This is a genomic window from Nocardia sp. NPDC056100, from assembly GCF_042266325.1.
Lineage (GTDB): Bacteria > Actinomycetota > Actinomycetes > Mycobacteriales > Mycobacteriaceae > Nocardia.
On the sequence record NZ_JBHJVY010000004.1, the window covers coordinates 844709 to 863229 of the forward strand.

An 18521-nucleotide genomic window follows, 5' to 3' on the forward strand; every position below is an offset into this window, starting at 1 on the left:
GTATTAGTCCTTTTCGGCGAAACCCACCGCCCTCGGCCAGGTTTCCACCCGCTGAATTTCCTCCACCGGGGTGTCCGAAATCTCCAGATCATGAAGTTTGCGAGCAGTCACCATCACGCGTGTCTCCATGGACGCCACGGTGAAATTGAACGAATCCACCGCCTTGCCCAATTGCGCCCCGAGCCGATCCAGATGACGGCCGGTGGTGCCGAGCCGGGCATACAGTTCCCGGCCCAACTGCTGGATCACCGCCATGTCCTGGGACATGGCCTCCTGCCGCCAGCCCAGAGCCACCGTGCGCAGCAGCGCCATGAGCGTGGTGGGCGTGGACAGCACGACATTGCGGCCGAAGGCGTATTCGAGCAGACCGGGATCAGCGCCCAGCGCGGCATCGAGGAACGGATCGCCCGGTACGAAGAGGATCACGAATTCGGGGGAGGGGTCGAAGGCCGCCCAGTACTCCTTGGCCGCCAGCTGATCGACGTGATTGCGTAGATGTTTGGCATGCCGGGCCAGTTGGTTGTCGCGCTCGCGCGGATCCTCGGTGGCGGCGGCTTCGAGATAGGCGGTGCACGGGACCTTGGCGTCCACCACGATGTGCCGGCCACCCGCGAGCCGCACCACCATGTCCGGCCGCACCACGCCCTCGGTGCTGCCCGTGCTGCCCGCGCGCCGGGTGACCTGGGTGTCGAAATCGCAATGCCGGGTCATGCCCGCGAGTTCGACCACCCGCTCCAGCTGGATCTCACCCCACCGCCCGCGCACCTGCGGCGCGCGCAGTGCCGCCACCAATTGCGAGGTCTGCGTGGAGAGTTGATGCGAGGTGCGCTGCATTCCCGCGACCTGTTCGCGCAGACCGGAATACGCGTTGATGCGATTGTGCTCGACTTCCTGGATATGCCGATTGAGCGTCCCCACCGCTTCCCGCAGCGGTTCCATCATCGCCCCCACCGCATGCGAATGCCGCCGCGCCGCATCCTCACTCGCGGCCCCCAGTGACTGATGCAACAACCGCTCGTTATCGCGCATGGCACCCAGCCGCGCCTCCGCCACGGCCGCCCGCTGCCCCGCCCGCGCGGAATGCCCGAGCCAGCCGACGGCAAGCCCCGCGATGAACACCAACAACAACGCGAACAGCATCGATGCGGTCATGGCACGCGAGTTTGCCCCATCCCACCGACAAAGTCGCGAAGGCCGGCAACCTCCGAGCGGCACCGCATCCGGAATTCGCAGCTACAAGCCGCGACAACGGATTTCGCGAGTCCGGAGAACTCGCCGGATATGTCCGAAGCGCATATCGCCCGGCGCGCGATAACACCGGCGAGTTCCGGGCGGCTCGCGAGGGTATCGGTGATTCTGTCGGGGTGATCGCCTACCGTCGGCGGCATGCGAATCCTGCACACCTCCGACTGGCATATCGGCCGCACCTTTCACGGTGTCGATCTGCTGGGCGATCAGGAGTGCGCGCTGCGCGCCATTGCCGAGTTGGTGACGGCGGAGCGGGTGGATGTGGTGGTGTTGCCGGGGGATGTGTACGACCGGTCCATTCCGAGCGCGGACGCCATCGCGGTGTGCAATCGGGGGTTCGAGGCGATTCGCGCGGCGGGCGCGGTCATTGTGGCTACGTCGGGCAATCACGATTCACCGACGCGGCTGGGGGCGCTCGGGACTTTCGCTGCGGCGGGCGGATTGCATCTGCGTTGCGGCATAGCCGAAGTGGCGCGGCCGGTAATGGTGTCCGATTTGCACGGAGAGGTGGCTTTCTACGGAATCCCATACCTGGAGCCGGAAATCACGCGCGCGGAACTGGGCGTGCCGCAGGCGCGTTCGCACGCCGAGATTCTGGATGCCGCCATGGGATTGATCCGGGGCGATCTCGCCGAGCGCACCGGAGTCCGCTCGGTGGTGCTCGCGCACGCCTTCGTGGTGGGCGGTGAGGCGACCGGTTCCGAGCGCTCCATTTCGGTGGGCGGGGTGGAGACGGTGCCGCTCGGGGCGTTCGAGGGCATCGACTATGTGGCGCTCGGCCATTTGCATTCCCCGCAGATCCTGTCCGAGTCGGTGCGGTATTCCGGTTCCCCGCTGCCGTACTCGTTCGGTGAGCGCTCGCATCGCAAGGCGGTGTGGGTGATCGACCTCGATGCCGACGGGCTGTCGGCGGTGACGCGGCACGAACTGCCCGTGGTGCGCGGGCTCAGTCAGATCAGCGGCACGCTGGAAGAGTTGCTCGAAGCGCCGGAACACGCGGCCGCCGAGGCGGATTACGTCTCCGCGACCCTCACCGACCACGCGCGCCCGGTCGACGCGTTGCGCCGCCTGCGTGAGCGTTTCCCGCACGCGGTGCACGTGGAATGGGTGCGCCCGGAAGGCAATCCGGAACTGCACTACCGCGAGCGGGTGCACGGCCGCCGCGATACCGAGATCGCCCAGAGCTTCCTCACCGATGTGCGCGGCGCACCGACCTCGGGCGAGATGACCTGGCTCGAACGCGCCCTCGCCGCCGCCGTGCGGGAGCAGGACGGGCCGACCCGTGCGCCCGCGCGGCAATCGGTTGCCGAGGGTAAGCCGATCGCCGACGATGGTGGGACCCGGCTATCCGGGGAAGGCGAATTGGACGGCGATCCCGAACTGTTCGGGCTGACTCCGCCCGAATCCGACGGTGGCGCAGGCGAGTTGACCGCATGAGCGGTAATTTCCGAGCCGCGACGGCGTGTCCCGGGGACGGTCGCGGGCGTCGGGTTGTTGGATGGTGCGTGGAGGCGGAAGGGGACGGCGCGTGCGGCTGCATCGTTTGGAGCTGACGGCATTCGGTCCGTTCGCGGAGACCGCCGTCGTGGATTTCGATGAGCTCGGCGCGGACGGCCTGTTCCTGCTGCACGGGCAGACCGGCGCGGGCAAGACCACCGTCCTGGACGCGGTCGCCTTCGCGCTCTACGGCAGCGTGCCCGGCGCGCGCGGTGAGAAGCGCCTGCACTCCGATCACGCCGATGAACAGACCCCGCCGCGTGTGCAATTGGAGGCCACCCTCGGCGGCCGCCGCCTGCGCCTGACCCGTTCGCCGGAATTTCAGCGCCCCAGCTCGCGCGCGAAAAGCGGCTGGGTCAAGGAGAACGCGTCGGCCACCCTGGAATGGCTCGACGGCCGCGGCCAGCATCTGTCTCGCATCCCGGATATCGGTGAGGAGATCCTGCGGCTGCTCGGCATGAGTGCCGACCAGTTCTTCCAGGTGGTGCTGCTGCCCCAGGGGGATTTCGCCCGGTTCCTGCGCGCCGATAACGAGGACCGCGAGAAGCTGCTCGAAAAGCTCTTCGACACAGAACGTTTCGGCACCGCCGAACAGTGGCTCAACGATAAGCGCCGCGCGGGCAGCACCGACCTGGACACCCGCAAGGCCACCATCGACCGCCTCATCGGCCAGGTCGTCACCGCGGCCGGTCTGCCCGCCACCGAAACCGCGGGCCTGCTCGAATCCGGTGAATGGTCCCGCGCCCTGCTCGAATCCGCGCGCACCGACCTCACCGCCACCACCGTCGAACGCGAACAGCGCCAGCAGATCTCGAACCGGGCCCGCGTCGCCGCCGAAGAGCAGCGCCGCCTGCACGGCCTGCGTGCCCGGCACGCCGAGGCCACCACCCGGCTCGCCACCCACGCCGCGTCCGCACCTCACCGCGACGCCCTGCAATCCGAACTCGATCGCGCCCGCCGCGCGGAACCGGCACACGCCGCCGTCGCGGAAGCCCGCGCCGCCGCGGTGACCCTGAACCGCCGCGACAAGGATGCCGTCCGCGCCGCCGAGCACCTCGCCACCCGCCTGCTGGAACCCCCATCCGCCGAACTCGACGGAACACACTGGGCCGCAACCGATCTCGCGGCAACCGAACTCTCCGGCAGCGACTTCGCACTGGATCTCGAGTCGATCGGGCCGCTCGGGGTCGCCGTGTCCGATCGAGACGGTGACTCATGGCATACGCCCGATCATCGTGGTGGTGCGGATGCGGAACCTGACCCTGACTTCGATGTCCTTCCTGCCGCCGGGGTGGGCGGTGGTCACGACGAGAACGACCGGCAGCCGAACGAATCGGCGAATGGCCCGGGCGCGCCGGATTCCGCGCGCGATCAGAGCACGTCGGCGCGGGCCGTGGGCCGTGGGCTGGAGGCTGCCGCGCAGCGGTGGAGTGCGCAGATGGGCGCGCTGGACGAGGTGCGCTCGGACGCGGATTCGGCCAAGCGACTGATGGGGGAGCTGTCGCGGCTGCGGCGGGAGCAGCAGGAGCTTGCCGGGCAGCTGTCGAAGGTGACGGAGCGGCGGTCGAAATTGCCGGAAGCCATTGCGGGGGTGGAAGTTCGGCTGCGCGATGCCACCGATGCGGCGGCGGGCCTGCCGGTGCTGGAGGCGGAGCGGGAACGGTTGCGCACCGCCGCGAAGGCCGCGCTGGAACTGGAGCGGCGGCGCGGGGAACTGGTCAGTGCGGCAGCGGTTTTCGAGTCGGCGCGCACGAAGCATCTGGACGCACGGGAGCATACGCTCGCCCTGCGCGAGCATCGGCTGGCCGGGATGGCGGCGGAATTGGCCGGGGCACTGGTCGATTCGGAGCCGTGCGCGGTGTGCGGGTCGGCGGAGCATCCGGCCCCGGCGCAACCGGCCGCGCAGGCGGTTTCCAAGGAGGCCGAGGAAGCCGCGCTACAGGCCGAGCGGGCCGCCGAAGCCGCCCGTGATCGCGCCGGACAGCAGGTCGCCGAATTGGAGCGCGCGATCGAAGTACTGGTCGAACGGGGTGGTGACGCCGATAAGGCGGAACTGGCCACCGGATTGGCGGCCGCCGAGACGCGGTGGAACGAAGCCCGGGGTCGCGCCGAGCTGGCGAACGGTCTCACCGTGGAACTGCAACGCCTGCGGACCGAGGAATCCGGACTGCAGGAAGAGTTGCGCGACTGTGAAAGTCGCGGCAGCGCGGCGATGGAACGCATTATCGCCACCGATCGCAGGCTCGCCGAACTCACCGAGCGCCTGACCACCGCCGCCGGAGCGGACGGCACCGTGGAGCGCCGCCGCGCCCGCTTGGACGCGCTGGTGGCCGGTGCCACCGCGCTGCGGGAGGCGCGCGCCGCGGCGGCCCTGGCCCGCGAACAGGTGGCGTCCCTCGCGCTGCGCGTCGAAAAGCTCTCCTACGAAGCGGGTTTGGTCGACACCGCGCCGCCGGTCATGGGTGAGACCGGTCCGGACTATGCCGTCCTGGGCGAATACGCCCGCGCGGTCGAGGCGGCGTCGCGGACCGCGCAACGCCAGGCCGATATCGAGGCCGAGCTGACGAACGCCGACCGCGCCCGCGCACACGCCGAGGCGGTGCTCGCCGAGCCCGAGATCTGCGCTGCGGCCGATATCGTCCCCGGCGATCTCGAAGCCCTGGAATCCGCTGTCGCGGAAGCACAATCGGCCCTGGAACGCGCCATCTCCGCACATACGGTGGCTGCCCGCCGGGTGGAGCAACTCGAAGAACTGTGTTCCCAGCTCTGGGCCGCGGTCGACCGCATCGCCCCGCTCCAGCGCGCCCACGAAGAACTCGCCCGCCTGGCCGAAGTCGTATCGGGCCGTGGCGAGAACAATCGCCGAATGTCGTTGCGCTCCTACGTCCTCGCCGCCCGCCTGGAAGAAGTGGCGGTGGCGGGTTCGGTCCGCCTGCGCCGCATGTCCGGTGGCCGTTACGAATTCGTCCACACCGATGTGGCAGGCCCGCGCGGCCGTCGCGGCGGCCTCGGCCTGGATATCCGCGACGACTACACCGGCGCGATCCGCCCCGCCAAAACCCTCTCCGGCGGCGAAACCTTCATGGCCTCACTGGCTCTCGCCCTCGGCCTGGCCGATGTGGTAGCGGCGGAGTCCGGCGGCCTGGTCCTGGACACCCTCTTCATCGACGAGGGCTTCGGCAGCCTCGACGCCGACACCCTCGACGCGGTCATGGGCGTCCTGGACGAACTCCGCTCCGGCGGCCGCGTCGTAGGCGTAGTCAGCCACGTAGACGAAATGCGCCAGCGCATCCCCAGCCGCCTCCACGTAATCCGCGGCCGCACCGGCTCCCACCTCGAAACCTCCCTCACCGCCTAGAGTGCGGGGTTTGGTGTCGTTCGCGATTCAGTGGGCTTCGTGGTCGAGGAGCCACTGCTTGATCGGCAGGCCCCAGCGGAAGCCGCCGAGGGTGCCGTCGGTGCGGAATATGCGGTGGCAGGGGATGAATAGGGCGGCGGCGTTGCGGGCGCAGGCGTTGGCCGCGGCGCGGGTGGCGGCGGGGCGGCCGGAGGCGGCGGCGAAGTCGGTGTAGGTGATCGGTTCGCCGGCGGGGACTTTGCGCAGCACTTCCCAGGCGTGCACGAGGAAGGGGCCGGAGACCTGGCGGACCGCGATCGAGTCGATGACGGTCAGGTCGCCCGCGTGGTACCGCTCGATGGCGGTGGTGACCCGGCCGAGCTCGGTGCGCTCGCGCAGGGCTCCGGGGCGCAGCGTGGTGTGGATGAGCCCGCGCAGGTTCTCCGCATCGGCCGTCCAGCCGGAGGCCAGTACCGCGCCCTCCGCGTCGACGAGCGCGGTGAACGGTCCCGCCGCGGTGGTGACGGTGGCGAAATCCGCTGTGCCGGAGTTGATTCGGGTGTTCACGGGGCTGTACTCGCTTTCCGGGCGCCGGATGCGCCGTCGGTGGTGGATGCGGGGGTGGTCAGCGCGTGCTTCCAGAGGTGCATGGTCAGGTAGGAGCGCCAGGGGGACAGGCGTGCGGTGTCGGCGAGATCGATATCGAGCAGTGCCGCGCCGCGCCGCACGATCAGATCGGAGGCGAGCAGTACGTCCGGGTCGGCGAGTAGTCGCATGGTGACGTAATCGGCGGTCCAGGGGCCGACGCCGTCCAGGGCCAGCAGATCGCGTCGCAGGTCGGAGGCCGTGCGCCCGGCATGCAGTACCAGTTCGCCGTCCGCGATCGCGCGCGCCGCCGCCACGATCGCCTCGATTCGCCGGGTCGGCCCGGTGAGCACTTCGGCCCCGTGCTCGGCGATGGCCGCGGGGGTGGGGAACAGGTACGGAATCGGACCCGGAATGGATTCGCCGAGCGTCTGCACCAGCCGCGCGGTATGCGTATTCGCCGCCGCCACCGAGATCTGCTGCCCGATCATGGTGCGCAACAACAGTTCCGGACCATCCAGGCAGCCGGGAACGCGGATGCCGGGTGACAGCACGCTCTCCGGCCGATCGCCGGGCGCGATCGAAAGCGGTAGTGCGCCGGTCATTCCCGTCGCCAGCGCCTCGTCGATGCCGACCGGGTCGGCGTCCAGATCGAGGAAGTGGCGCAGCCGGGCGACGGTGGGCGCGAGGTCCCGCATATCCTGTAGCGCCAGTGAGGCGCGGACGTGTCCGGGCTGGACGGACATGCGAACCGTGGTGTGCCCGTGCGGAGTTCGCAGGCTGCGACTGTAGTGCCCATCCTCCCAGAGTTCCAGCCCGGGCACGGCGTGTGCGGACAGGAACCATTCCAGCCACTGCTTGTCCAGCGGTTCCCGATACGGAAGCCGCAGTGTCAGCAGGCCATTGGTGGCGGGCAGGGTATCGCCGTTGCGGCGGCGGGACTCTTCGCGCAGGGTGGTCGGGCTGACCGCGAACACCTCGCGCACGGTGTCGTTGAACTGCCGGATGCTCGCGAAACCCGCCGCGAACGCGATATCCGACATGGACAGCCGGGTGGTCTGGATGAGCAGCCGGGCGGTGTGCGCGCGGTGTGCGCGCGCCAGTGCCAGCGGCCCGGCCCCGAGCTCACTGGTGAGCACCCGGGTCAACTGCCGCTGCGAATAGCCGAGGGTGTCGGCCAGCGCGGGCACGCCACCGCGTTCGATCACCCCGTCGGCGATCAATCGCATGGCGCGAGCGGCCAGGTCGGCCCGGGTATTCCACAGCGGCGACCCGGGGGCCGCGTCCGGCAGGCAGCGGCGGCAGGCCCGGAAGCCCGACTGCTGCGCGGCCGCCGCCGTCGGCAGGAAGCTGACATTGGCGGGTTTCGGGGTGATCGCGGGACATGAAGGGCGGCAATAGATTCCGGTGGTGCGCACCGCGGTCACGAACTGCCCGTCGAAGCGGGCGTCGCGGGTGGCCACGGCGCGGTAGCACCGTTCGAAGTCCAGATCATTCGCACTCACAACAACCACAATCGCAGCCGCCGCCACCGAGCGCTAGCGGAAATCAGACGCGAGCGTCAGCGGGAATGAGACACGCCCTCAGCAGCAGCGGTTGGCGGGGTTGCGCGCCGCGGCGTCGTGGCGGTCGCGCCAGTAATCGCGTTCGCTGGGGACCTCGGCGTCGGGGTGCTGGAGCCGCAGGTGCTGGACGTAGCGCTGGTAGTCGTTGCCGCCCAGGATCGAGTTGAACCACCAGATCACGCCGCGAAGGGCGCGTAAAACCGTGCGCCCCGCCGCCCGCAGGAGTCCTGCGGTCGACGGGGCGGCGGAGTCGTTCATCGGAACCAATTGTGACTCAGTGCGCGTGCGCGGTGGGTTTGACCTTGCCGGTGGCGGCCAGGTCGTCCCATTCCCGCTGGACTTCCTTCTCCGCCTTGGTGGCCAGGAAGGAGCTCGGCCCGAAGATCTTCGACGGCGTCTCCTCCGATTCGGTGGTCTCCACCTCACCCTTGCGAATGGCGCGCAGGCACACCCACACCCCGACGGCCGCCACGATCAGCACCAGCACCGCGAACACGATCGACAGCGTGCCCTGGATGAAGGTATTGCGAATCGTCTTGTCCAGGTTGTCGATCTGCGTCTGCAGGGCCGCGGCGTCCGCCACGCCCTTGGGCAGCTGCCCCGAATCCTGCGCGGCGAGATAGGCGTCGCGCTTGGTCACGGTGTTGTTGTGCAGCGTCCAGTAGCCGATCTTCGGATCACCCGAGAAGATCTTCTGGAACGAGGCGGTCATGGTGACGATCAGGTCCCAGACCAATGGCACCGCCGGAATCCAGGCCCATTTCACCAGGCCCTTTTTCACCACGATGGCCAGCACCACGGTGAGCGCCACCGCGGCCAGCAGCTGATTCGAGATGCCGAACAGCGGGTAGAGGGTATTGATGCCGCCCAGCGGATCGGTGACGCCCATGAGCAGCACCGAACCCCACGCCGCGACGACCAGCGCCGAGCACAGCCACGCGCCGGGCAGCCAGGACGGATCCTTGAACTTCTTGGCCGCGCCACCCAGATTGCCGAGCGAATCCGAGAGCATGAACCGCGCCACGCGGGTGCCCGCGTCGATGGTGGTGAGGATGAACAGCGCCTCGAACATGATCGCGAAGTGGTACCAGAACGCCTTGAGCCCGGACCCGCCGAAGAGCTTGTGCAGCACTTCGGACATGCCGATGGCCAGCGTCGGCGCGCCACCGGTGCGCGAGACGATCTTGCTCTCACCGATATCGGCGGCGGCCTGGTTCAGCTGTGCCGGGGTGATCGGATCACCGTGCAGCCCAAGGCTGTTCACATAGGCCGCGGCCTTGTCCGCACTGCCGCCGGTCACCGCCGGGCTGGCATTGATGGCGAAGTACAGGTGCTGATCGATGATGCTCGCGGTGATGATCGCCATGACCGCCACGAACGATTCCATCAGCATGCCGCCGTAGCCGATCATGCGCGCCTGCGACTGCTTGGCCAGCAGCTTGGGCGTGGTGCCCGAGGACACCAGGGCGTGGAATCCGGAGAGCGCACCACACGCGATGGTGATGAACAGGAACGGGAACAGGTTGCCCGCGAACGACGGACCATCGCTGTTGCCCGCGAACTGCGAGATGGCGGGGGCCTGCAGCACCGGCATGGTGACCAGCACGCCGACGGCCAGCAGGCCGATGGTGCCGATCTTCATGAAGGTGGACAGGTAATCGCGCGGGGCGAGCAGCAGCCACACCGGCAGCACCGAGGCGATGAAACCGTAGATGATCAGCATCCACGCGATGCTGGTGCCGGACAGCGTGAAGAAGTCACGGCCCCAACCGGATCCGGCCACCCAGTTGCCGGAGATGATGGCCAGCAGCAGCAGTGCGAAACCGACGAGCGAGATCTCGCCGACCTTGCCCGGTCGCACGAAGCGCAGGTACACGCCCATGAACAGTGCGATCGGAATGGTCATGGCGATGGAGAACACGCCCCACGGGCTGCCGCCCTCGAGTACGCCGGTCTTCGGATTCGGGGTCGCCGCAAGGGCATTCACTACCACGATGCCGAGCACGGCGAGCAGGATCATCATGATGACCAGTACGGCCACGATGGCGGCGACGCCGCCGACCACGCCGAGTTCATCGCGCGCCATCTGCCCGAGGCTGCGGCCGCGCCGCTTCACCGAGGCCCACAGCACCAGATAGTCCTGCACCGCACCGGCGAACACGACGCCGACGATGATCCAGATGGTGCCGGGCAGGTAGCCCATCTGCGCCGCCAGCACGGGGCCGACCAGCGGTCCGGCACCGGCGATGGCGGCGAAGTGATGGCCGAACAGGACGCGGCGGTCCATCGGCATGTAGTCGCGGCCGTTCTCCAGCTCCTCGGCGGGAGTGGCGACGTCATCGCGCGGTTTGGTGATCTTCCATTCGATCAGCCGCGAATAGAACTGGTACGCCAGCACATACGTGCAGACGGCCGCCACCACGATCCAGACCGCGTTGACATCTTCCCCGCGCATGAACGCGAGGATGGTCCAGGCGATGGCGCCGAGAACGGCGATGGCCAGGAAGATGCCCTTCTTGGCGGGTGTAAGAGGCGTCCGGTCCACGACACCGACCGGAGGCAGGTCGGGGTCCGTCCGGAGGTATTCGATGGTCGCCATGCGACAACTCTCCCGTGCGGTACAGCGAAGCTAACTGATTTCGAGCACAACGTAGCGGAACCGACACGCCTGGAATGCGGCTTTCGCCAGCCGTTCAACAGGTGTCGTACCGATGGGTATGGGTGACCCGGCGGCCGCTCGGTGCCGGGGGACGGGGTGGCGCAATCCGGCGTTGGCTCCCGCGAGTCCGCGTGTTCTCCGCGTGTCGCAGGTTGCTCTCCGTATGCTGCCATGCTGATCTGAGACCTGGGCCACAGGGTCCGCAACCGGAGGAGACCCTCGTGACCCGGAGGTCGTTCTACTCATGCCCGTACTTTCGGCCTTGGATGTGCGCTTACGACCGATTTGCGACGAACGGTGGATCCACTGCGCCGAACGGTAGGAAATCCGCGGCGAACGGCGGGCCGGATGTGGCGCACACGACAATCCCCGCCGGGGTGAAGGGCTGATGCCCGGCGGCAGTTCGGTTCGCGGCGGTGCACTCTCGCGCCGGGCACTGCTCGGCGGCGCGGCGGCCGCGGCCCTCGCGGCGGCGACCGGTGGCTGCGGCGGGGGCGATGACGATGCGGTGACCTTCTTCTTCCAGGCGCGCCCGGAGGAGGCGCGGTCCCGGCTGGCGATCATCGAGGAATTCCAGCGGCGGCGGCCCGATATCAAGATTCGCACCATCGTGTCCGGGCCGGATCCGCTGCAGCAGATGCTCACCTACTGCGCGGGCGGGAAATGCCCGGATGTGCTGATGTCGTGGGAACTGCTCTACGCGGGCTTGGCCGATCGCGGGGTGCTGGTCGATCTGCGGGAGTTCCTCGACCGCGATCCGGCCTATGCCGCCGAGCTGGAAGCGGATGGGTATGCGCCGCTTCGCGATACGTTCGTCTGGAAGGGTGGGCAGTACGCGCTGCCGGAGCAATGGTCGGGGGTGTTCCTCTACTACAACCGGAAGCTGTTCGAACAGGCCGGGATTCGGCCGCCCGGCCGCTGGTCGGATGCCTGGTCGTTTGCTGAATTCCTCTCCGCCGCAGAGACTCTCACCCATCGTGATGCGGACGGGCGGGCCAGCCAGTGGGGTTTCGTCGACGCGTGGGTGCCGTACTTCTCGGCGGCCTGCTTCGGGATGAACAACGGCGCGGAATGGTTCTCGCCGCCGGTGCGGCCCGAACGCACCAACATCGGGGATCCCCGCTTCGCCGAAGGACTCCAGTTCTATGCGGATCTGGCCGTGAAGCACCGAGTCGCGCCGAGTGTCGGTGACCGGCAATCGGTTTCGGCGCAGGACCTGTTCCGCAGCGGACGCGCCGCCATGCTCATGGGCGGGCACTGGCTGTACTCGGAATTCACCGGGCGCGATGACCTCGACTTCGATGTGACCGTGCTGCCGGTCGGCCCGCACGGTGGACCCGGCGCGATCACCGATGTCGGCAGTACCGGTCTGGCCATCGCCGCCGCCAGCCCACGCCGCGAACAGGCGTGGGAATTCGTGAAATTCGCGACCGGGCCGGAGGGGCAGGCGCTCATCGCTGCCTCCGGGCTCTTCGTGCCGGTGCTCAAATCCGCCATGCGCGCACCGGGTTTCGCGGCCGCGCATCGCGGCATCCGCAATCTCGAGGTCTTCACCGACGGCCCGGCGAACTCCCGCCAAATGGCGGTCACGCCGCTGTGGGGGAAGGTCGAATCGCTGCTCGAACGCGGCTGCAATCGGGTGCTGCGCGGTGCGGCCACCGCCGATTCACTGGGCGGGCGGACCGCGGCCGATATCGACGCGGTCCTGCGGGCGGCGATATGACCGGGTCGAAGTTGGCGCGGCGGCGAGCGCGGGCCGGAGCGTGGTTCGTCGCGCCCAATCTGGCCGCGATCGCGGTGTTTCTGCTTTTCCCGCTGGGGTTTTCGCTGTACTTGAGTTTCCATTCGTGGGATCTGTTCAGCCCGCCGCGATTCGTGGGTGTGGAGAACTATCGCAGGTTGTTCGCCGATGATCCGCTGTTCTTCATCGCGCTGCGCAATACCGCCGTGTTCACGCTGCTGACCTTGATACCCACCGTGCTGGTGAGCCTGGCCGTTGCGGGGCTGCTGAATCGAAAACTGCGGGGGATAGGCATCTTTCGCACCATCGCGTTCCTGCCGCTGGTGGCCTCGACCGTGGCCATGGCCGTTGTCTTCCGGTTCGTCTTCGCCAGCGATGACGGCCTCGCCAATCTGTTCCTGGGCTGGTTCGGAATCTCGCCGGTGCCGTGGCTGACCGATCCGGATTGGGCGCTGGTCTCGCTCAGCCTGGTGACGGTGTGGAAGAGCGTGCCGTTCGCCACCGTCATCCTGCTGGCCGCCATGCAGGGTGTGCCCGAAAACCTGTATGAGGCAGCGGAAATCGACGGTGCTGGACCATTGCGGCGGTTCGTATCGATCACCATTCCGCTGATTCGCGGCGCACTGTCCTTCGTCTTCGTCATCACGGTCATCAATTCGGTGCAGGCGTTCGATCAGGCGTACGCGCTCACCGGCGGCAATGGCGGTCCCGAAACCGGCACCTACGTCTTGGGGATCATGCTGTTCCAGAACGCCTTCCGCTTCTACGAGGTCGGCTACGCCTCCGCGCTGGCCTGGGTGATCTTCGCGATCCTGCTGGCACTCACGCTGATTCAGCTGCGACTGTCCCGGCGCGCGGAGGCGGAACTGTGAGGGGAACGCCCGCTCGCCGAATCCTGCGGCTACTGCTCATCTACACGGCTCTGATCGCCGTCGCCTGGTGTGCCCTCGCCCCCATCCTGTGGGCGGTCTCGGCGTCCCTGAAGTCCGAGGGCGAACTCATCGACCCCTCGGCCCTCCCGGCGCATCCCCAATGGTCCAACTACACCGATGTTTTCGACGCCATCCCGCTCGGCCGCATGCTGCTCAACACCACCGTCTACGCCGCCTGCGTCACCGCCGGTCAGGTCTTCTTCTGCTCGCTCGCCGGATATGCCTTCGCCCGCTTGCGTTTTCGCGGCCGCGAGGCGCTCTTCCTCGCCTACCTCGCCACCCTCATGGTCCCGCTCACGGTGACCGTGATCCCGCAGTTCCTGCTCATGCGCGCCTTCGGCTGGATGGACACCCCCTGGGCCATGATCGTCCCCGGGCTGTTCGGCAGCGCCTTCGGCACGTATCTGATGCGTCAGTTCTTCGCCACTCTCCCAACCGAATTGGAGGAGGCGGCGACCCTCGACGGCTGCACCCCGTGGCAGATCTACTGGCGTGTCCTGCTTCCGCACGCCCGTCCGGCGGTCATGGTGCTGGCGGTCCTGACCTGGATCACCGTCTGGAACGACTTCCTCTGGCCGCTGATCATGATTCAGCGCGATGAATACGCGACCGTCACCCTCGGCCTGATCCGACTCCAGGGCCAATACACCACCAATTGGCCCCTTCTCATGGCCGCGGCCACGCTGATCCTGCTCCCGCTGCTGCTCATCTACGCCGTGGCCCAGCGCGCTTTCATTCGCGGTATAGCCATGTCCGGCCTTGGCGGTCGCTGACCCGCTTCACAATTGCGGTGGGGTGGCGGCGGCGTAGCGGCGGGCGAGCGTGCGCAGGTGGGCCACCAGTTCGGGCGGGCCGTCGACGCGGAAATCCATCATGAGCATGCTCAGGTAGATGGCTATCGTCTCCAATTTGTCCGCACCCGTGAGGAGCAGGCAGGAGGCGTCATCGATGGGTTCGACCACGCCGACCGTCGGGTTGATCCGGGCGATCACGGTGTCGGCGGATTCGAGAACGGTCACGCGGGCGTGCACCTTCCAACCGGTCGAGGCGACCTCGCGCAGTACGAACGCCACCAGATTCTCCTCGGGCAGGGCGCGAGCGGCGAAGGCGCGGCCGGTGCGTTCCACCGCGGGCAGATCGGCCACGGGAAGTGCGCGCCAGGTGTGGTTTTCCAGGCTGTAGGCGACCAGGAACCAGCGGCGCTGCCAGCTGATCAGGCGGTAGGGCTCGAATTCGTGACCGTCCGCGCGCAGGGTGGTGGCGCCGCGGATCGCGGTGGCGATGGTGGTGAGGGTTTCGGCGGGGACGGGCGCGTCGGGTTCACGGCCGCCGGTGACCGCGGGCCCGACCTCGGTGGTGCTGCGCAGCGCATTCACCTTGTGCTGCAGGCGTTTCGGCATGATGCGCTGCAACTTGGCCAGGGCGCGGGTGACGGTGGCGTCGATATCGGCGACGCCGGTGCTGCCGTTCTCGGTGAGTCCCATGGATACCGCGACCGCCACGGCCTCCTCGTCATCGAGCAGCAGCGGCGGCATATTCGCGCCCTGACCCAGGCGATAGCCACCGATCGGACCGCGTTCGGCGTGCACCGGATAGCCGAGTTCGCGCAGCCTGGCAATGTCCTGGCGCAGCGTGCGATCGGTGACGGCGAGGCGTTCGGCCAGCTCACGGCCGGTGTGGGTGTGGTCTTGCAGCAGGGAGAGCAGGCGCAGCAATCGGGTTGTGGTGGAGGTCACACTGCCGCCTTTCGATCACTTCTCAGTATTAGGAAGAAATCTAGCCTAATCGGCTCATACCTTTATCTCAACGGATCGAAACGACCTGAGAGGCAAGAACAATGAGCAACGACTCGCAGACCGCCAACACCCCCGCCGCCATCCTCGCCCCCGTCTGGCGCGATGTGCTCGCCACCTCCTACACCGCGCTCACCAGCGCCGTCGCCGGTGTCGGCGCCGATCAGTGGCAGCTCGCCACCCCCTGCAAGGAATGGACCGTCACCCAGGTCGTGCAGCACGCCGCCGGTGATCAGCTGGCCTACGCCAAGTTCCTGGGCATCGGCGACGGCCCGGCCTACGACCCCTTCGATCCGTCCGGCACCGTCGACGGCACCCCGGCCGCACTGGTCGCCGCCGCGGTCGAGGAGACCGCCGCCGCCTGGGCCACCGTCGCGGACGATGCCGAAACCGTCCCCACCCCGCTGCCGCACGGCGAACTCCCCACCCCGGTCGCGGCCGTCATGTGCGCCCTCGACGCCGCCGTGCACGCCTGGGATATCGCCATCGCCACCGGTCAGCCCTCGCCGCTGACCGAGGAGCTGTCCGGGCATCTGCTCACCGCCTCGCGCGGACTGGTGGAGCCGCTGCGGCAGTGGGGCGCGTACGCGGCGGTCATCGAATCCGATTCCGCGAGCGCCACTCCCGTCACCGATGAGCTGCTCGGTTACCTGGGCCGCGACCCGCGCGCCTGATATGCCACGAGATTTCGGCGATTCGGTGCGAGGCTGGTGGGCATGGACGACCTACCGGCCGGAGGCCGATGAACCGGATCACCGCTACGCGGGTCATCGCGGCGCTCTGCACCGCACTGCTTCTGCTCGCCGCCGTCACCGCCGCCACACCGGCCCCCGCGCCGGTGTGGCAGCCGGTGTGGGTGACCGCGCTCCAGCGGCCGGGTGACAGTTTCGCGCCCAATTGGTCCGGGGTGGGATTCGGGAATCAGACTGTGCGGCAGATGATTCGGACCAGCACCGGGGGATCGGTGCTGCGGCTGCGGTTGTCGAACAGCTTCGGCACGCGGGCGCTGGCGGTGACCGGCGCGACCATCGCGCGCAGCGCGGGCGGTGCGGCGATACACCCGGACAGCCTGCGGCACTTGACGATCGGTGGTTCTCCGGGATTTCGAATCGAGCCGGGCGCGGACGCGGTCACCGATTCGATCGATATGCCGGTGCGGGCGCTGGAAACGCTCACGGTGACCCTGTACTTCGCCGATGCCACCGGTCCGGCGACCTTTCACGCTCAGGCCCAGAACAATTCGTACCTCGCCTGGGACGACCACCGGGCGGACGCCTCCGGCAATGCCTTCACCGTGAATTCCTCGTCCTGGTATTACCTGTCCGCCCTGGAGATCGAGCAGGCGTGGCCGAGCCGATCGGGCATTGCTTTGTTCGGCGATTCGTTCACCGAAGGCGTCGGCTCCACCTACGACGCGCACCGCAGTTATCCGGATCAGTTGGCCGAAGGTTTTGCCGCACAGGGTGAATCGCGTCCGGTATTGAATCTCGGCATCGGCGGTAACTGCCTGACGGCCGATTCGCGCTGGCTGGGGGACAGCGGGCTGTCCCGCTTCCGCCGCGATGTGCTCGACCGGCCCGGCATCGGCACCGTGGTGATTCTCGAGGGCATCAACGACATCTGGCTCGACGGCGCGAGCATGGCGCTGGGCGCACCGGTGCAGGGGGCCACCGCCGAACAATTGATCGCCGCGCACCGCACGCTCATCGAGCAGGCGCGGGACGCGGGCCTGCGGGTGATCGGCGCGACCATCCTGCCCGCGGGCGGTTCCGCGTTCGGCGGCGGTGATCGTGCTCGCTACGCCGACCACGACCGCGTCCGGAAAGCGGTCAATACCTGGATCCTCACCTCGGGCGAATACGACGCCGTCGCGGATTCGGCCATCGCACTGGCCGATCCGGCCGATCATGATCGACTCGCGCCCGCGTTCGACAGCGGTGACCATCTGCACCCCAATGACGCCGGATACACCGCCCTGGCGGCGGTCGTCGCCGCGGCGCTGCGCTGACCGCGCGGCCTCCGCGCCCGCCCGGGTCCGTTCGGTCGGAACTGCGCAGGTAAACTCTCGTTCTCGTGAGTCTCACCCTCGGAATCGTCGGCCTGCCCAACGTCGGAAAGTCGACGCTCTTCAATGCGCTGACCCGCAACGACGTCCTGGCAGCGAACTACCCGTTCGCCACCATCGAGCCGAACACCGGTGTCGTGCCGTTGCCGGACCCGAGGCTGGCCAAGCTCGCCGAAATCTTCGGCTCCGAGCGCCAACTCCCCGCCGTGGTGACCTTCGTCGATATCGCGGGCATCGTGAAGGGCGCCTCCGAGGGCGAGGGCCTGGGCAATAAGTTCCTCGCCAATATCCGTGAGGCCGACGCCATCTGCCAGGTCGTGCGCGTCTTCGCCGACAGCGATGTGGTGCACGTCGACGGCAAGGTCGATCCGCTCGCCGATATCGAGGTCATCGAGACCGAGCTCATCCTCGCGGATATGCAGACCCTGGAGAAGGCGGTCGTGCGCCTCGACAAGGAAGCGCGCATCAAGAAGGACCGCAAGCCGGTCGCCGATGCCGCCAAGCAGGCGCAGGAGATCCTGAACGCGGGCCGCACCCTGTTCGCCGCCCAGAAGGAACTCGATGTCGAGCTGCTGAAGGAACTCTCGCTGCTCACCATCAAGCCGTTCCTCTACGTCTTCAACGCCGACGAGGCCGTCCTCACCGATGAGGCCAAGAAGGCCGAACTCAAGGCCGCCGTCGCCCCCGCCGACGCCGTCTTCCTGGACGCCAAGATCGAATCCGAACTCATCGAACTCGACGACGAATCGGCCCTGGAACTCCTCGAATCCATCGGCCAGTCCGAGCCCGGCCTGCACGCCCTGGCCCGCGCCGGCTTCCACACCCTCGGCCTGCAGACCTACCTCACCGCAGGCCCCAAGGAATCCCGCGCCTGGACCATCCACCAGGGCGACACCGCCCCCAAGGCGGCCGGCGTCATCCACACCGACTTCGAACGCGGCTTCATCAAGGCCGAAATCGTCGCCTACACCGACCTCGTCGCCGCGGGCTCCATGGCCGCCGCCAAGGCCGCGGGCAAGGTCCGCATGGAAGGCAAGGAATACGTCATGGCCGACGGCGACGTCGTCGAGTTCCGATTCAACGTATAGGTTTTCGCGAA

Annotated in this window: 14 protein-coding genes; 8 read left to right on the plus strand and 6 right to left on the minus strand. The window is 68.0% G+C overall.

What is annotated here, in order from left to right:
• Positions 1 to 3: 3 nt before the first annotated feature.
• The gene (locus ACFC0O_RS34330) at positions 4 to 1152 is read right to left on the minus strand and encodes a DNA recombination protein RmuC (RefSeq protein ID WP_375965442.1); all 1149 of its coding nucleotides are present in this window, start codon (positions 1150 to 1152) and stop codon (positions 4 to 6) included.
• A 234-nt stretch (positions 1153 to 1386) separates the two neighbouring features.
• Between ACFC0O_RS34330 and ACFC0O_RS34335 the strand changes: the two genes are divergently transcribed.
• Together ACFC0O_RS34335 and ACFC0O_RS34340 are read left to right on the plus strand one after the other, a co-directional pair.
• Positions 1387 to 2685, plus strand: coding sequence for an exonuclease SbcCD subunit D (locus ACFC0O_RS34335; RefSeq protein ID WP_375965445.1), 1299 nt, complete (start codon positions 1387 to 1389; stop codon positions 2683 to 2685).
• Positions 2686 to 2776: 91 nt separating this feature from the next.
• A complete protein-coding gene (locus ACFC0O_RS34340) occupies positions 2777 to 6103 on the plus strand; it encodes an AAA family ATPase (RefSeq protein ID WP_375965447.1) in 3327 nt (1108 codons plus the stop codon).
• A gap of 27 nt (positions 6104 to 6130) precedes the next feature.
• Here ACFC0O_RS34340 and ACFC0O_RS34345 read toward each other — a convergent pair whose 3' ends face one another.
• The 4 genes from ACFC0O_RS34345 to ACFC0O_RS34360 form a co-directional block, all read right to left on the minus strand.
• Entirely contained in the window at positions 6131 to 6649 is a 519-nt protein-coding gene (locus ACFC0O_RS34345; RefSeq protein ID WP_375965450.1) for a methylated-DNA--[protein]-cysteine S-methyltransferase, read from the minus strand.
• Complete coding sequence (locus ACFC0O_RS34350; RefSeq protein WP_375965452.1) at positions 6646 to 8172, minus strand: AlkA N-terminal domain-containing protein; 1527 nt, start codon at positions 8170 to 8172, stop codon at positions 6646 to 6648. The genes ACFC0O_RS34345 and ACFC0O_RS34350 overlap by 4 nt, the downstream gene beginning before the upstream one ends.
• A gap of 78 nt (positions 8173 to 8250) precedes the next feature.
• The gene (locus ACFC0O_RS34355) at positions 8251 to 8454 is read right to left on the minus strand and encodes a YbdD/YjiX family protein (RefSeq protein WP_375966416.1); all 204 of its coding nucleotides are present in this window, start codon (positions 8452 to 8454) and stop codon (positions 8251 to 8253) included.
• Between the two features lie 52 nt (positions 8455 to 8506).
• On the minus strand, positions 8507 to 10831 hold the full coding sequence (locus tag ACFC0O_RS34360; RefSeq protein ID WP_375965455.1) for a carbon starvation CstA family protein: 2325 nt from the start codon (positions 10829 to 10831) through the stop codon (positions 8507 to 8509).
• A gap of 448 nt (positions 10832 to 11279) precedes the next feature.
• Between ACFC0O_RS34360 and ACFC0O_RS34365 the strand changes: the two genes are divergently transcribed.
• From ACFC0O_RS34365 to ACFC0O_RS34375, 3 genes are read left to right on the plus strand one after another with little or no spacing between them, the layout of a single operon-like run.
• Positions 11280 to 12614 (plus strand): ABC transporter substrate-binding protein, encoded by a 1335-nt coding sequence (locus ACFC0O_RS34365; RefSeq protein WP_375965457.1) that lies wholly within the window; start codon positions 11280 to 11282, stop codon positions 12612 to 12614.
• The gene (locus ACFC0O_RS34370; RefSeq protein ID WP_375965459.1) at positions 12611 to 13504 is read left to right on the plus strand and encodes a carbohydrate ABC transporter permease; all 894 of its coding nucleotides are present in this window, start codon (positions 12611 to 12613) and stop codon (positions 13502 to 13504) included. Before ACFC0O_RS34365 ends, ACFC0O_RS34370 begins: the two co-directional genes overlap by 4 nt.
• Entirely contained in the window at positions 13501 to 14337 is an 837-nt protein-coding gene (locus tag ACFC0O_RS34375; protein WP_375965462.1) for a carbohydrate ABC transporter permease, read from the plus strand. Before ACFC0O_RS34370 ends, ACFC0O_RS34375 begins: the two co-directional genes overlap by 4 nt.
• 6 nt (positions 14338 to 14343) lie before the next feature.
• On the opposite strand, the gene ACFC0O_RS34380 is transcribed toward ACFC0O_RS34375, so the two are convergent.
• Positions 14344 to 15300, minus strand: a complete 957-nt coding sequence (locus ACFC0O_RS34380) for a helix-turn-helix transcriptional regulator (protein WP_375965465.1) — start codon at positions 15298 to 15300, stop codon at positions 14344 to 14346.
• Between the two features lie 101 nt (positions 15301 to 15401).
• Here ACFC0O_RS34380 and ACFC0O_RS34385 point away from each other — a divergent pair, with 101 nt between their 5' ends.
• From ACFC0O_RS34385 to ychF, 3 genes are all read left to right on the plus strand, one after another.
• Entirely contained in the window at positions 15402 to 16031 is a 630-nt protein-coding gene (locus ACFC0O_RS34385; RefSeq protein WP_364640161.1) for a TIGR03086 family metal-binding protein, read from the plus strand.
• Between the two features lie 68 nt (positions 16032 to 16099).
• The gene (locus tag ACFC0O_RS34390) at positions 16100 to 17365 is read left to right on the plus strand and encodes a GDSL-type esterase/lipase family protein (RefSeq protein ID WP_375965467.1); all 1266 of its coding nucleotides are present in this window, start codon (positions 16100 to 16102) and stop codon (positions 17363 to 17365) included.
• A gap of 65 nt (positions 17366 to 17430) precedes the next feature.
• Positions 17431 to 18510, plus strand: a complete 1080-nt coding sequence (gene ychF / locus ACFC0O_RS34395; protein WP_375965469.1) for a redox-regulated ATPase YchF — start codon at positions 17431 to 17433, stop codon at positions 18508 to 18510.
• The last annotated feature ends 11 nt before the right edge of the window (positions 18511 to 18521 follow it).